This is a genomic window from Rhodococcus sp. MEB032 (genome assembly GCF_030208925.1).
In the GTDB taxonomy this organism is placed as follows: domain Bacteria; phylum Actinomycetota; class Actinomycetes; order Mycobacteriales; family Mycobacteriaceae; genus Rhodococcus_F; species Rhodococcus_F qingshengii.
Genome location: NZ_JARVSY010000002.1, coordinates 200,278 through 213,181, shown reverse-complemented (window position 1 = coordinate 213,181; position 12,904 = coordinate 200,278). Strand labels below are relative to the sequence as shown.

General features: G+C 61.2%; 16 protein-coding genes. 8 read left to right on the top strand and 8 right to left on the bottom strand.

Annotated features, from left to right (window positions below; genetic code table 11):
* Window positions 1-35 precede the first annotated feature (35 nt).
* From QRN54_RS03780 to QRN54_RS03765, 4 genes are all read left to right on the top strand, one after another.
* Entirely contained in the window at window positions 36-470 is a 435-nt protein-coding gene (locus QRN54_RS03780; RefSeq protein ID WP_285181611.1) for a hypothetical protein, read from the top strand.
* Window positions 467-730 (top strand): hypothetical protein, encoded by a 264-nt coding sequence (locus QRN54_RS03775; protein WP_007730221.1) that lies wholly within the window; start codon window positions 467-469, stop codon window positions 728-730. Before QRN54_RS03780 ends, QRN54_RS03775 begins: the two co-directional genes overlap by 4 nt.
* Complete coding sequence (locus QRN54_RS03770; RefSeq protein ID WP_054826732.1) at window positions 718-1,362, top strand: TetR/AcrR family transcriptional regulator; 645 nt, start codon at window positions 718-720, stop codon at window positions 1,360-1,362. Before QRN54_RS03775 ends, QRN54_RS03770 begins: the two co-directional genes overlap by 13 nt.
* 144 nt (window positions 1,363-1,506) lie before the next feature.
* Window positions 1,507-2,007, top strand: a complete 501-nt coding sequence (locus QRN54_RS03765; RefSeq protein ID WP_285181610.1) for a DUF5701 family protein — start codon at window positions 1,507-1,509, stop codon at window positions 2,005-2,007.
* Here QRN54_RS03765 and QRN54_RS03760 read toward each other — a convergent pair.
* Entirely contained in the window at window positions 2,004-3,437 is a 1,434-nt protein-coding gene (locus tag QRN54_RS03760; RefSeq protein WP_285181609.1) for an amidase, read from the bottom strand. The genes QRN54_RS03765 and QRN54_RS03760 overlap by 4 nt on opposite strands.
* Window positions 3,438-3,553: 116 nt before the next feature.
* Between QRN54_RS03760 and QRN54_RS03755 the strand changes: the two genes are divergently transcribed.
* From QRN54_RS03755 to QRN54_RS03745, 3 genes are read left to right on the top strand one after another with little or no spacing between them, the layout of a single operon-like run.
* Complete coding sequence (locus QRN54_RS03755) at window positions 3,554-4,138, top strand: TetR/AcrR family transcriptional regulator (RefSeq protein ID WP_230359246.1); 585 nt, start codon at window positions 3,554-3,556, stop codon at window positions 4,136-4,138.
* The gene (locus QRN54_RS03750) at window positions 4,135-4,989 is read left to right on the top strand and encodes an alpha/beta fold hydrolase (protein ID WP_285181608.1); all 855 of its coding nucleotides are present in this window, start codon (window positions 4,135-4,137) and stop codon (window positions 4,987-4,989) included. The genes QRN54_RS03755 and QRN54_RS03750 overlap by 4 nt, the downstream gene beginning before the upstream one ends.
* A 59-nt stretch (window positions 4,990-5,048) precedes the next feature.
* Window positions 5,049-6,347 carry an HNH endonuclease signature motif containing protein gene (locus QRN54_RS03745; RefSeq protein WP_285181607.1) on the top strand — a complete coding sequence of 433 codons (1,299 nt, stop codon included), beginning with the start codon at window positions 5,049-5,051 and terminating at the stop codon, window positions 6,345-6,347.
* An 81-nt stretch (window positions 6,348-6,428) separates the two neighbouring features.
* Here QRN54_RS03745 and QRN54_RS03740 read toward each other — a convergent pair whose 3' ends face one another.
* The 4 genes from QRN54_RS03740 to QRN54_RS03725 all read right to left on the bottom strand — a co-directional run bounded on the left by QRN54_RS03740 (window position 6,429) and on the right by QRN54_RS03725 (window position 9,767).
* Window positions 6,429-7,127 (bottom strand): type 1 glutamine amidotransferase domain-containing protein, encoded by a 699-nt coding sequence (locus QRN54_RS03740; RefSeq protein ID WP_030537402.1) that lies wholly within the window; start codon window positions 7,125-7,127, stop codon window positions 6,429-6,431.
* Between the two features lie 139 nt (window positions 7,128-7,266).
* Window positions 7,267-8,700, bottom strand: a complete 1,434-nt coding sequence (locus QRN54_RS03735) for a lipase family protein (protein ID WP_141751481.1) — start codon at window positions 8,698-8,700, stop codon at window positions 7,267-7,269.
* Window positions 8,701-8,845: 145 nt separating this feature from the next.
* On the bottom strand, window positions 8,846-9,517 hold the full coding sequence (locus tag QRN54_RS03730) for a TetR/AcrR family transcriptional regulator (protein WP_285181606.1): 672 nt from the start codon (window positions 9,515-9,517) through the stop codon (window positions 8,846-8,848).
* A 79-nt stretch (window positions 9,518-9,596) separates the two neighbouring features.
* Complete coding sequence (locus QRN54_RS03725) at window positions 9,597-9,767, bottom strand: hypothetical protein (protein ID WP_007735738.1); 171 nt, start codon at window positions 9,765-9,767, stop codon at window positions 9,597-9,599.
* Window positions 9,768-9,921: 154 nt separating this feature from the next.
* On the opposite strand from QRN54_RS03725, the gene QRN54_RS03720 reads away from it, so the two are divergent.
* The gene (locus QRN54_RS03720) at window positions 9,922-10,335 is read left to right on the top strand and encodes a hypothetical protein (protein ID WP_065351605.1); all 414 of its coding nucleotides are present in this window, start codon (window positions 9,922-9,924) and stop codon (window positions 10,333-10,335) included.
* Window positions 10,336-10,365: 30 nt separating this feature from the next.
* Here QRN54_RS03720 and QRN54_RS03715 read toward each other — a convergent pair whose 3' ends face one another.
* From QRN54_RS03715 to QRN54_RS03705, 3 genes are all read right to left on the bottom strand, one after another.
* Window positions 10,366-11,640, bottom strand: coding sequence for an RNA polymerase sigma factor (locus QRN54_RS03715; protein WP_007735736.1), 1,275 nt, complete (start codon window positions 11,638-11,640; stop codon window positions 10,366-10,368).
* A gap of 3 nt (window positions 11,641-11,643) precedes the next feature.
* Complete coding sequence (locus QRN54_RS03710) at window positions 11,644-12,072, bottom strand: YciI family protein (RefSeq protein ID WP_285181605.1); 429 nt, start codon at window positions 12,070-12,072, stop codon at window positions 11,644-11,646.
* Window positions 12,073-12,233: 161 nt separating this feature from the next.
* Window positions 12,234-12,827 (bottom strand): hypothetical protein, encoded by a 594-nt coding sequence (locus tag QRN54_RS03705; RefSeq protein WP_285181604.1) that lies wholly within the window; start codon window positions 12,825-12,827, stop codon window positions 12,234-12,236.
* Window positions 12,828-12,904: the final 77 nt, after the last annotated feature.

Genomic DNA, 12,904 nt, shown 5'->3' with positions numbered 1-12,904 from the left:
TTTATGACGACACCTCGTCATAAAAAGGAGTAGCCGTGACAACACCGACGTCCGAAGCGTGGGAATCCGCCGAAGGAACCCTGACCGGCATTCGGAAAGCCGGACTCCACGGACTACGTTGGACGGCCTGGTTGGCCGGCGCGACAGGTCTCGCACAGTTGGTGTCGATCGGGCTGAACTTCACCGACACTGTCAGCGGAATCGTTCCGGCCACGTACCCGCCTGTAGATGTGGCGTGCAGCGTCGTCGCGCTCGTTCTTCTGGTCGGCCTGCTTGTCGGCCGCCCCAACGGTCCCGCGATGTTGTCGAGTCTCGCCCTCCTCATGGCCATGCTGATGGCGCCCACCCTTCACAAACATGCACCCGAGTCGCTCTGGCTGGCGGCGGCACACTCCGTCTCGGTCGTCGCCGTCATCACGCTGTCCGTGATGACTTCGCGGTTCTCCAGTGCCGAGTTGGATCGGTCGTGACACCGGATTCACCCCTCTCGCTTGCAGCCGAGGAATGGATCACTGATCTCACTACCGCGGAGATGGAGCGATTGCGCAAACGCACGACGCTCACACTCGCCGAAGAACAAGAGGTCTGCCGATCCGTACGCTCGATCGCGCAGCAGATGATGCTCGCACCCGTATCGATGTGGCAAGGTGATCCGCGCCTTGTTGCGGACCTGTTCGACCTCCCCGTGACCGTGAATCAGACCCAGGAGGATCGACCATGCCGAAGTTGACCGGTGGTGCGACAACCGCAGAGCACAAAATCGCCACCCGAGAAGCCATGTTGGACGCATTCATTCGCGAACTTCACGAGCAGGGCTGGCAAAACGTGAAGCTGCAGACGGTGGCCCAGGCGGCCGGCGTCTCGCGGACAGCGGTGTACAACTACTTCCCCGACAAATCCGCGTTACTGCTCGCCTGGTCCACCCGCGAGATGGACAGATTCCTACTCCTGGCCGAGCGTGAACTCGCGGACCGCGAGAATCCTGTGGACCGACTCGAAATCCTCGTCAAACTGACACTCGTCGAGTTCTCACTGCAACGATTCACAGGAATCGCGTTGGTCGAATTGTTGTCAGCGCAGGATCGCGAAATTTTCCTCGAACATATTGTCCCGCTGTCGGTTCTGGTCGAACAGCTCGTTCAGGAAGGTGTCGACGCCGGTGTCTTTGTCGATTCCGATGCTGCCGCATCCGCGCAACTCATCCTCGCCTGCGTGGAAAGCCGACGCCCGATGCTCATGGCCGGCGACCGAGTGGACGCCGTCGTAGCGACCACCGTCCCGTTCATCATGCGCGCGTTGGGCGTTGCGTGGCCGACTTCCCTCGCGGCCGAACCCTCCGATCGCTCTGCTCACGATCGGTAGGATCGCAGGTATGCATTTCGACCTCCCGCCCATCGATCAGCAAGCCGAGCGATTGATCGAACTCGGTGTTCACGAGATGGCCGGACTTTCTGCGGCGATGTCAGGGAGGCCGCAACCGGGCACGGTGATGTCGGACTACTCACCGTGCACGAAAAACTGGCTCCGGCTTCAGTTCTGACTCCGTTGCTCGAGCTCGGGAACAAGCGCGGATTCATAGTCGTCGACATGGCGGACGTCGATCTGTTCACCCCCACCGAGCAGTCAACGCTGCCCGAAAGCCCATTACATCTGCTCAGTGGAGTCGACCGCGGGGATCACCTGGCCAACTGGAGTCCGGACGAAGCATTGCCCGCAATCGTCGACGCAGACCGTACGCCGCTGACGCTTACCGAAGGCATCCACTGGCTGTTGCAGCGCCCCGACATTCTCGAACGCGGAAAGTGTTTCATGACCATCGGCTCCCGACTGCGCAAACCTGACGGATCCTTCGACACCAGAACTCCCGCCGTGTGGATCAGCAACGGAACCGGTCGCGACGGCAAAGACAACCGCAACGCCCCGAAAGTCGGGTGGTGCTGGTGGGGTAACCGCCACACGTGGTTGGGGTTCGCATCGGCGAGCGACCGGGTACCGCTCCCGAACTAGAGCACGGTTGCGCGGTCGAATCGGTACCGATCCTTCCACGGCATCTCGGCCTCGAGCATTGCAGCGGCAGAAAGTAATTCCGCGTCGCAACCCCATTTCGCCGAGATCATCACGCCGAGTGGAACGCCGTCTTCCGTCCAACCGAGTGGCAGACTGATCGACGGGAAACCGGTTGCATTGGCGACGACGGTGTTTCCGGTGAAAGCGACCATGTCGATCAGTTCGGTCGCGGGATCTTCGTCGTTGCGCAACTCCCCGATCGCAAGCGGCGGCTTCGTCACAGTCGGAGTGACAACAAGGTCGGCGTCGGCGTAGTCGAGACTCCATCGCCGCGCCCAGGCCTGAACAATACCGATTGCCGCGGCCAGCTCACCCGAAGACACCTGGTTTGCTTGAACTCGCAAGTGCTGCACTATCGGACGCAGAAGGTGTTCGTACTCCTCCGGGATCGGCTTGGTTCCCGCCAAAGACGAGAACATCTTGACGAAAGCATCGATGAAAATGTCATCGCGAGCCTGCGGTCGCTCGAACACGTTGTGGCCCAGACCCTCCAGCACAGACCCAACCTTCGATACAGCAGCCGAGAGCTGCGCATCCACGGCTCCGCCGGAGACCGATCCGTGAGCAAGAGCGACGGTCAAGGGGCGAGCCCGAACTCCCCCAGCCTGTACGACGAACTCTTCGAACGACTTCGGCCGAGGCGGGTGGATAGTTCCGGCGCCGGGTCGCGTCGCCAGAACGTCCAGCAGCGCAGCGGTATCGCGAACTGTCCGGGCGATCGGCCCCTTGCTCGCAAATCCGAAGTTGTCATGCCCCGCCACGCCCATCGTGATCAAACCGCGGCTCGGCTTGAGGCCAACGACTCCGCACGTACTTGCCGGCGAACGCAACGAACCGGCGGTGTCACTTCCCTGTGCAAACGGCACCAGACCAGCGCCGACGGCGGCAGCAGCGCCGCCACTGCTGCCGGCGGCACTCCGCGTGCGATCGAACGGACTGCGAGCAGGCGGAGCGACTTCCGGCTCGGTGTAACAGGCTGCCCCGAACTCGGGCACCGTCGTCTTCCCGATGTCGATCAACCCACCTTCTCGGATCGCCTCGACGATCTCGTCGTCAGCGTCCGGCACGAAGTCGCGAAAGAGCGCCGATCCGAAGGTCGTGCGAATGCCGCGCGTTGCGTCGAGGTCTTTGATTGCCGTCGGAACGCCGAACAGACGCGGAAGGGGCCCGGTGTCCCGCTCGTCCAACCTGCGCTGCGCTTGTTCGGCGAGGGCGACTGCGTGCTCCCCGGCGATCGTCGTGAAGGCGCCGACGTCATCGGCAGTGGTCGCACGGTCGACGAAGTACCTGGTGACTTCGGGAATCGAGACCTGTTTGGCGGCGATAACACCGGCAAGTTCGACGGCGGACAGTTGATGGAGATCGGTCATCGGGCAGCGCTCCTTGGAGGTCGATGGACACTTGTAATTTCGATACGCGTATCGCTATTGTTGTCAGCATGGTATCCGAATCCACCAGCTCTGCAAGGGCTGGTCGACCAAAAGCATTGAGTCACAGACAGATTCTTGATGCCGCGGCAGAGATCGCCGATACGGACGGCCTGGATGCGGTGTCATTTCGAGTGCTCGCCGAACGACTCGGCATATCGCCGATGTCCGTCCACCGCACAACCGGCGGCATCGACGCCTTGAGGCGAGATCTGATCTCGACTCTCGTAGGCGAAGCCGTCTCGTCGATCGACTGGCCGACCGACTGGCGCGGGGTTGCCCGCACGTTCGCCTACGGCCTCCACGACCTCCTGATGCGCCATCCCCTGGTCCTGGAAGCCCATCGGCAGGCATCACTGGAAGCACCCGGGGCCGACGATACCGCCCACCGAGTCGTGAGCGCCCTTTCCTTGGCAGGCCTCGAGGACGAGCAGGCCACGTACGCATACGGCGCGCTGCATGATTTCGTCACCGGACACGTCGCAATTCAATTGGGACGCGGCGCTTTCGACAGCGCACCTGCCGATCGACGCGAGGCATCGGTGTTCGCACTTCATCACGATCCCACCCGAAGGTTCGAGTTCGGAGTCGCCCTCATCCTGGACGGTGTGGCGTCGATCGCGCAGCAAGGAACCACATCATGACGAGCAGCGTGACCACAACCGAAATTCGCGACGCGTCGGGGCGTCGTATCGCATTCTGCGAGTACGGCGATCCGACTGGCCACCCGGTAGTCGTGGCCCACGGATCACCTGGCAGCCGATACGAAGGGCTCTCACTCCACAACGCGTCTTCGACGGCAGGCATACGGCTGATAGTCCCCGATCGACCCGGCTTCGGACGCACGGATCCGTACACGGACAAGGGATTTCATTCCTGGGACGACGACTTCGTCACCCTGGTCGATCACCTCGAGTTGGGCTCGGCCACACTGATGGGTTTCTCCGGAGGCGGCGGTTACGCGCTCGCAGTCGCTGCAGCCGTTCCCGAACGAGTCTCGAAACTGGTGCTGGCGTGCGCCATGATCCCCGGGGCACCGCGAGATACTTTGCGACGCAGAATAAAACTGGTATCTGCGTTGTACTTTGCCGCCACCTGGGCTCCCCGTGTGGCCGGCGCAATGCTCGCAGGAACCGGAGTGTTCTCCAAGCTACGCAGCGACTCAGTCTCGATCTGGCCGGCCGCCGATCAGGCCGTCATGACCGACGAGGTACATCGCCCCGCTCTCCAATTGGACTCGTCCGAAGGGATCGCACAGGGCGGATCCGCAGGGGTTGTCGACTTGGCTCGGTATCGCCACGAGATACCTGGACTCTTCCAATCGATCTCGGTACCAACGGTTTTCCTACACGGAACCGACGACGGAAACGTACCCATCGAAGTCGCCCGCTGGGCACACTCGTTGATTCCCGACTCTCGCTTCGAAGAGATCAACGGAGGCGGCCATCTGTTCGTCGTCGCCGACCCCACTCCACTCCTTCGCGCCCTCGCCTAATTCCCTCTTGACTCGAACGCGTGTTCGAGTACCCTTTGGGGAGGGGATCGGGGGATTCAATGAGTGTCTTGTTGTCGGATGTGGTGTCGGGTTCTGCGGTGGGGTTACGCGGACGGTTGTGGCAGTTGTCTGCTGCAGAGTTGCGCGCTGCTGCGGTGTCGGCGAGTGCGGAGATTCTGCGCCTCGAAGCTGTGCGTGTGGCGGTGGTGGACGAGTTGTCGTTGCGCCCGGATGATCAGGTGATTGCCAGTCGCGGTGTGGGGTCCTGGTTGGCGGCCAACACGATGCTGCAGGTTCGGGACGGGAAGAAGATCGCCGCGTTAGGTGCAGCTTTGCGGCCGTTTCCGGCGGTGGCTGCTCGGTTCGATGGCGGGGATTGCTCGTTCGATCATGCCGTGTTGATCGTGGCGTTCTGCGAATCACCACCGAAAGGCATGCCGGAGGAAGCACTACCGAAGTGCATCGATCTGTTGTTGGCTGCTGCGTCGGGGGTGGAAGCGACGACCACGAAGGTGCGGAACGTGATCGCGACCTTGGAGCGGTTGTTCGAGTCCGATGAGATTCCACCCGCCGAAGACGTCGACCGGAATGAGCTGCGGATCGCGTCGACATTGAATGGTCGAGTGGTGGTGCGCGGGGATTTCGACGCCCTCACCGGGGAAATGTTGCTGTCGGCGTTGTCGAATCTGACGATGCCGACCCCGGCACCGGATGGAACCCCGGATTCTAGGTCGGCGGCGAAACGCACGGCGGACGGGTTCAGCGAACTGATCCGCCGCTATCTGGACTGTGCCAAGACCGGAACCGATGGTGGCCAGCGCCCGCACGTGAACGTGCACATCAACGCGCGTGATCTCGCTGAGCATCGGGATTGCGCCGCCGCGCCCTCCGATGGTGAAGAGTCTCCGTCTGATCTTGATGTCGGGCACATGCCGTGGCTCGGACCACTGTCGGTGTCGCAGAGCAGGCTTCTCGGCTGCGACTGTTTCCTGTCGACCGTTCTGCTCGACGGTCACGGGGCGCCGCTCGATGCGAAACCAGGGAAGAGGTTGGTCACCGCCGAACAACGGACTGCGTTGATTGCCCGAGACAGAGGCTGTGCGTTCCCGGGTTGCACATGTGTACCGGCGTGGACCGATGCGCACCATATCCGGCACTGGGCCAACGGCGGCCCGACGGTGATGAACAACCTGGTCCTGCTGTGCCGTTCGCACCACCGGTTGATGCACCGGAAATCAGGGTTCGTCGGGAAGTGGGCGATTCGGATCGGTGTCGACAACAAACCGTGGTTCATCCCGCCACCCTCGATCGACCCCGGACAGCAACCCAGGCCGGCGAACACCACCTTCAAAACCTGAGAGGTCAAACCTCTTTGGCGACAACAGAACACGGACCAGCGCCGCATCGAGGAGACCTCGATGCGGCGCCAAAAGACATGCTCAGCCCAAGTCGGCGACAATCCGCTCGGCGAGAGGCCGTGACGACGCCGGATTCTGACCGGTGTAGAGCTTGCGGTCCACCACGACATAAGGCGACCACGCCTCGGCCTTCGAGAATTTGCCGCCCAATTCGCGTAGGCGAGTTTCGAGCAGCCACGGAGCCTTGTCCGCCAGACCAGCCTGCGTCTCCTCTTCGTTGGTGAACGCGGTCAGCTGATAGCCGTCGAACAGCCAGCTTCCATCGGGTCTCTGGGCCGGCAGGAGTGCCGCCGGCGCGTGACAGACCGCCGAGACCACCTTGTCCGCGTCCAAGAAGTTCACGAGAAGCTCACCGAAGGATGCCGACACCGCAAGATCCTCCATCGGTCCATGTCCACCCGGTACAAAGACCACGTCGTAATCGGCAGCATCGGCGTTCTCCAAAATCTCCGGCGAATCGAGCACCGGCTGCAGATCGGCGATGTACTTGCGCATACGGTCGGCGCCTTCTTGCCCGCCGTTCACCTCGGGCGCCAGGCTTCCCTCGTCCACAACGGGAGCTTTACCGCCAGGCGTCGCGATCACGATCTCGTAGCCGGCGTCGACGAAAACGCGATGCGCCTCGACCAGTTCTTCCGCCCAGTACCCGGTCGGGTGGGGTGTTCCGTCCTTCAGCGTCCAGTGATCTGCAGAAGTCACCGCAAACAACAGCTTTGTCATCGCGCAACCTTTCGTCGGTAAAAGGAACCCATTGGTGACAAGACACCATCTTCAAGGCCCGATCAATGAAATAACGTCCAGCCAGTGCAACACGCTGCCCTTGTGAGAATTCCTCACCACCGCAGAATCACGTCACCCGTCAGGTCCCGATCGGCTTGCCGAACAGGCCTGCGACGAGTTCACCGACCGCATCCACCCAGACTGGCCAGGTCCTCTGATCAAGCGCCATGGATCCAGCGTCGAAGGTGCTGCATCCCTGCCGAGCAGGCACACCAGCGAACCGATCGCGAAGCCACAGTAGAGCACTCGGCAAAGCGACGACTTCCATGCTGACATGCTCACTGAAGTGGTCTCTGGTGTAAACGACACTCGCAGAAGGATCTTGGCAATAGGTATCGACAAGTTTGTTCACCGGGCCAACAGGCACCAACCAGTCGGGATTCGACTGATAGATGTACATCGGCACGTCAGGAACAGACTTACCCATGGCAGCTCGGGAGAGCGCAGCTCTCACCGTGGGGTGTTGGACCGGATCTCCCGGGACATCGAGGAAGCCCTTGATGTTGAGGAAGGGCACTGCAGCCGACGTCCAGAGCATGCACAGGTTGTCCTTGGCAGCGAAAAGCGCTCGGCCGGCAGGGTTTATGTGCTGATCGATGAAACCTGCAAGTTCAGGATCTTCTCGGCTCACTCCGATTACACCGGCAGCGACGATCCCGGCCCCGAGAGCGTTGTTGGCATTGTCGAGCAAAGCGCCGAGATCCGCGGCAACACCACCTTCGGCGACTCCGACGATATTCAGTTCCGGCGCGTACGCCTGCCGTATTTCAGCTGCGTGACCGGTAGGAATCGATCCACCCGAGTAGCCGAGCAGCCCTACGCGAGTTGACCGCCCTTGCAGCTCCATGGGTTCGAAGTTCTCAGCAGCACGAATACCGTCGAGCGTGATCCGGGCCGCGACGGGGCCGGAGGCGAAGGAAGAATTGGGTCCCTGATGATCGGGCACCGACAATGCCCAACCCTGCGCCAGTGCCGCCTGCACTTCGAGGAATTGAGCCCCACCGGTCGCAGCGCCCGTCACCAGCCACGGCAACGCGCCTTGCTGCATGACATACGAAGGTGCGCAGTAGTTTCCGAGTGAATCCTCTGCCATCTGAAAGGACAGCAGCGGGCGCGGGCCTCCATCGCGAGTGTCGCCACGCGGCTTGATCACTGTGGTGACAGCAGGAATTGCCTCGCCCGCAGCATTATTGGATCGATACGAGATCTGCCACGCATCCACGTTGGTCGGAATCAGGTTGAGAGTACCGAGATTCACCGCACGAGCGGCGATGATCTCACCCGGTTGCTTGGATTCGACGACCTCGACAGGCGGTTCATAGAAGGCCTGGTCCAGTTCAGGCAAAGGCGGTGCAACCGCAGGCGGCAGGGCAGGCTGGACCTGAATTTGGGCGGGAACACCTTCGTCCGGTGCCGCTGAGGCAGGTGCCGAAAGTCCGATCTGCCCGATTACTGCAATCACGGCAATTGCGAGGCCCCCGCATTGTCGGTCAGTTGTCCAGCGTCGTCCCATACCAATTCCTCCCCGGAAAAGCACAGATTGCCTTGTGTTGCCGCAGTTCTCATCACGAGCACACAAGTTAGATGCGAGTGTCTAACACATTGAGGACGAGAGTAGAGCGTTGTGGGCCGGATTACAATCCCCTGGTGTTCGTGACCTATTCGTCGGTGCGAAGGGGCGCGTCGTCGATCAACGCATTCAAGAGCACCGTCATCAGATCGACCAGTACCGACACGGGAGGACGAGGCTCTGCAGTGCTCCACTGGTGCACCAGCGCGGTAAGCGCGCCGATGAAGGCGGTGGACGCCCACCGGTAACCACCCGGCGGTTCGTAATCTTCGCCCACGATCCCTTTGATGATCGACTCGAAAAATGTTGCCCAGACCGAACGTTGGTCCACACGATGCTTTTCCACCCGGGGACTGACACCTACGACGTCGATGAAGACAACGTGTGCGCGTCGTGGGTCACTTCCGACCGACTCGACGAAGGCGGCCATGGCCGTCGCTGCCTTGTCACGGAGATTGACCGAAGGCTCTGCATCGAGTGCGTCGACCATTGCAATTCTGGCGTCGAGTTGGATCTGGTCGTACAGCGCGAGGAGTAGATCCTCGCGACTACCGAACTCGTCGTAGAACTGCCTTCTGGCCAGACTCGCGGACGCGCAGATATCCGCCACCGAACTTCCGGCATACCCCTGGTCTGCAAACACGCTGAGAGCAGCATTCAAAAAGAGAGAACGGCGTTCGGCCTTGCGAGCCGCGACCGACCTTCCGCCGTAATTTCTGTCTGTTTCAGCGATTGCCACGTCTGCCAGAGTATGCGGCATCGCGCCGCACACAAAACGCACCTGACCTGCTGCGAAGTTCCTTCACCACCACTACCGGCGCATCGGCGCTGCAGCACGATCAGGCCAATACGAAGGCCACGGCAAAAAGTGTCCAGGCGGCAGCGAGAACCGTTGACGCCGCAGTAACTGCCCCGGTCACGGCAGGTCGAGTGCTGCGGTTGCGCGCGGCGATGATCCCGACCGTCATCAAAGTCAACGCCACCAGGAACGACAAAACCACGATTTTCACCAGCAAACCCTTCGACGACGGTCAACAGAACCGGAGACCATTTAGATAGTACACAAATAAATCGTGCATTAATTAAACTCAAAGTCCGTCAGGGGACTCTTGACAGAATTCAAGAGCGCCTGTCAGGCTGGTCCTGACGAAAGGAGAACTTCTCATGGAAGACCTGATCGAACGCGCCCTGACTGCGAAGATCGAGACCGCCGCGATCACCACGGTCAACGCCGCGATCACCGAGGCCGGCACTCAGGCAGACAAGATTGTCGGAACAGATCCTTTACCTGGTAGCCCTGAGTGGGAGGCAGAGAAGGACACCGACATCCCGGCGCAGCGTCAGATGGCGTGGCAGTTGGCCTGTTTCCGGATTCAGCTCGCCGCGGGTATCGATTCGACGGCAAGCGTCATGAGCCTGCGTAGATTCGGCGCAACATGGTCAACCATCGGCCGCGCAGCGGGAATGACCCGTCAGTCCGCGCATGAACGGTGGGGTCGACGTGTATCGGACATGCTCGATCCCTACGGAGTCGGGATGCCGCCCATGGTGCCGAATGATGATCCGACTCAGCCCTGACTAACAATCGCGTGACTAACAATCGCGTGACTACCGATCCGGCAGCAGCGCATCGGCTTTCGCGACCAGCACAGCGCGCTCACGCTCGTTCCCGGCCAGCCGAGCCGCTTCGAGGAGTTCGGTTCTAGCCTCCTCGGATCGGCCGAGCTGACTGAGCAACTCCCCCCGAACGCTGGGAAGCAGGTGGTAGTCGGCCAGTTCACCTGAAGCGACAAGCTTGTCGACGAATTCGAGCGCAGGGCCAGGACCGTATGCCATGGATACCGCCGCCGCATGATTGAGGTCGACCACGGGCGATGGCGCCAGTTGCGCCAGAGCCTCGTAGAGGATGACTATCTTCTTCCAATCGGTGTCTTCGAAAGTTGCTGCTCGCGCATGACATTCGGCAATCGCCGCCTGCAAGCAATACGGGCCTCGTCCACGCCCGACGGCGTCAGCTCGTTCCAGCGCGGCAAGCCCACGTGAGATCTGTAGGCGATCCCACCTCGTCCGATCCTGGTCAGCCAGCAGGATGGGTTCACCGGTCGAGGTTGTCCGAGCGCCGAATCTCGAGGCTGTCAGCTCCATCAAAGCGACAAGGCCGTGTACCTCGGACTCCCTGGGGACCAATTCGGCGAGTATTCGCGCGAGCCGCAGAGCCTCAGCACTGAGCTCCGCCCGCATCCACTCGTCCCCGGAACTGGCTGCATAGCCTTCGTTGAACACCAGGTACAGCACTCCGAGGACCGCGCTCAATCTGCTCGAAAACTCTTCTCGCCCTGGAACTTCGAAAACCGCTTTCGAGGCGGTCAGCGCCTTCTTCGCGCGGACTATCCGCTGCTGCACCGTCGCCGTCGGCGTGAGGAACGCTTTCGCAATCTCTTCCGTGGTCAAACCGCCCACCACCCGAAGCGTCAACGCCACCTGCGCTTTTCGATTCAACACGGGATGGCAGGCGATGAACATCAGGCGAAGGACATCGTCGTCGATGCGGTCCGGATCCCAGCTGACGTCGTCGAAATGTGAAGCGTCGTTCTCGAGTTCACGCGCAAAGTGGGCGTAGCGCTCGTCCAACCTCTCACGTCGTCGCCACCCGTCGATCGCTCGTCGTGTCGCCACAGATGTCAGCCAGGCAGCGGGGTTTCTCGGAACCCCCGTCGCGGGCCACTGCTCGACGGCTTCGAGCAGAGCCTGCGCGGCCAGATCCTCGGCGAGATCAAGATCTCCGACGGTGCGAGTCAACGTGGCGACAATCTTCGCGGATTCGATACGCCAGACCGCGTCGACAGCCTTTCTCGTTTCTTCTCGCACCGCCTCGTCGGTCATGGTTCAGCCTGCGACCGGACGATCGGTACCGAGCTCTTCACGCCAGCCTGCCTCTTTCTGGATGTACTCGTTGTCCTGATCGAAGTCCGACATCTCGCTCACGCGGCGTACCTCGAGCTTGCTTCCGGGCCCGAGCGGGCAGCGCTTCGCCCATTCCAAGGCTTCGTCTTTGGTCGACGTCTGAATGATCCAGAATCCCGAGAACAACTCCTTCGTCTCCCCGTACGGGCCGTCGGAGACCAGCGGAGGATCGGACTCGAAATCGACGATGAATCCCTCCTCCATCGCCAGTCCCTCACCGGCCAGCAAGACACCTGCCTTGATCAGGGACTCGTTGTACTGCCCCATCGCCGCGATGATCTCGTCGAAGTCCATGTCCTTGGATGCTTCGATGGCCTCATCGCTGGAACGCATGATCAGCATGTACTTCATGAGAATCTCCTTCGTTCGTGGACCGCTCTGTTCGGTCCCTCTGCTTACACGTCGAACGGCGCACTCACCGATCGACAAACTTCCGAAACAATTTTTCCGAGGACATAACCGCCAGTCGCGATTCGCTGCCCACGGTATCGGCGGACGGGCCGTCGGGCCGGTCAGAAGTCGAGAAATCCCGGCACAACTTCACGAACGAGCCCGGTCGCGTCAGTGCTCCCGTAGAAATACACCGACCCGTAACCGAATAGGTACTCCTCTACGAAATCGGGGTGGGACTCGGCAACCACCGGCCACCCCTCTTCGTTGATCTGGAACAGGAAGCTGTGTCCATCCGCCTCAACGGCATCGGCGTAGGACGGTTCGTTCTGAATGAGCACCGGTTGCGGAGCTATCAACACCAACGGCATCACCTCGTCGTCCGAGGGAATCCTGATCAACGCCGCACTGCCAAGGCCCGCATGGCTGCCCGCCGATTCCGCACTTCGTGACGACGGCAAGTGCAGGACTGCCCTAACCCCGATGTCCGGGTATTCGAGGTCGTCGTCGCCGATGGAGAAACCTCGACGGATGAAGATCGAAAGCTCTCGCACGCCGAGCCACGGCGCCGTGTGTGCCTCGAGCGTCAGAAGGTACTCGTGCGAATGCAGAATCGCCTGACCAGCGAAAACCTGCGGAGGTCGTCCACCAATCCGTGCCCCACTATTCGAATCGCTCGAACCCACCCCGAGATGTACCCTGTCCACCGGCGTCATCCTAGGGAGATCCGACGGGTGTCGGAGGGAGACTCTCCGATTTCCTACAAGCCGCTGGTGACGTAGGCCACATTCAG

Excerpts from the sequence above, each read along its gene's own strand:
- QRN54_RS03770 (WP_054826732.1), top strand. The coding sequence starts at position 718 with ATGCCGAAGTTGACCGGTGGTGCGACAACCGCAGAGCACAAAATCGCC.
- QRN54_RS03760 (WP_285181609.1), bottom strand. The coding sequence starts at position 3,437 with ATGACCGATCTCCATCAACTGTCCGCCGTCGAACTTGCCGGTGTTATC.
- QRN54_RS03750 (WP_285181608.1), top strand. The coding sequence starts at position 4,135 with ATGACGAGCAGCGTGACCACAACCGAAATTCGCGACGCGTCGGGGCGT.
- QRN54_RS03745 (WP_285181607.1), top strand. The coding sequence starts at position 5,049 with ATGAGTGTCTTGTTGTCGGATGTGGTGTCGGGTTCTGCGGTGGGGTTA.
- QRN54_RS03740 (WP_030537402.1), bottom strand. The coding sequence starts at position 7,127 with ATGACAAAGCTGTTGTTTGCGGTGACTTCTGCAGATCACTGGACGCTG.
- QRN54_RS03735 (WP_141751481.1), bottom strand. The coding sequence starts at position 8,700 with ATGGGACGACGCTGGACAACTGACCGACAATGCGGGGGCCTCGCAATT.
- QRN54_RS03730 (WP_285181606.1), bottom strand. The coding sequence starts at position 9,517 with ATGCCGCATACTCTGGCAGACGTGGCAATCGCTGAAACAGACAGAAAT.
- QRN54_RS03720 (WP_065351605.1), top strand. The coding sequence starts at position 9,922 with ATGGAAGACCTGATCGAACGCGCCCTGACTGCGAAGATCGAGACCGCC.
- QRN54_RS03715 (WP_007735736.1), bottom strand. The coding sequence starts at position 11,640 with ATGACCGACGAGGCGGTGCGAGAAGAAACGAGAAAGGCTGTCGACGCG.
- QRN54_RS03710 (WP_285181605.1), bottom strand. The coding sequence starts at position 12,072 with ATGAAGTACATGCTGATCATGCGTTCCAGCGATGAGGCCATCGAAGCA.
- QRN54_RS03705 (WP_285181604.1), bottom strand. The coding sequence starts at position 12,827 with ATGACGCCGGTGGACAGGGTACATCTCGGGGTGGGTTCGAGCGATTCG.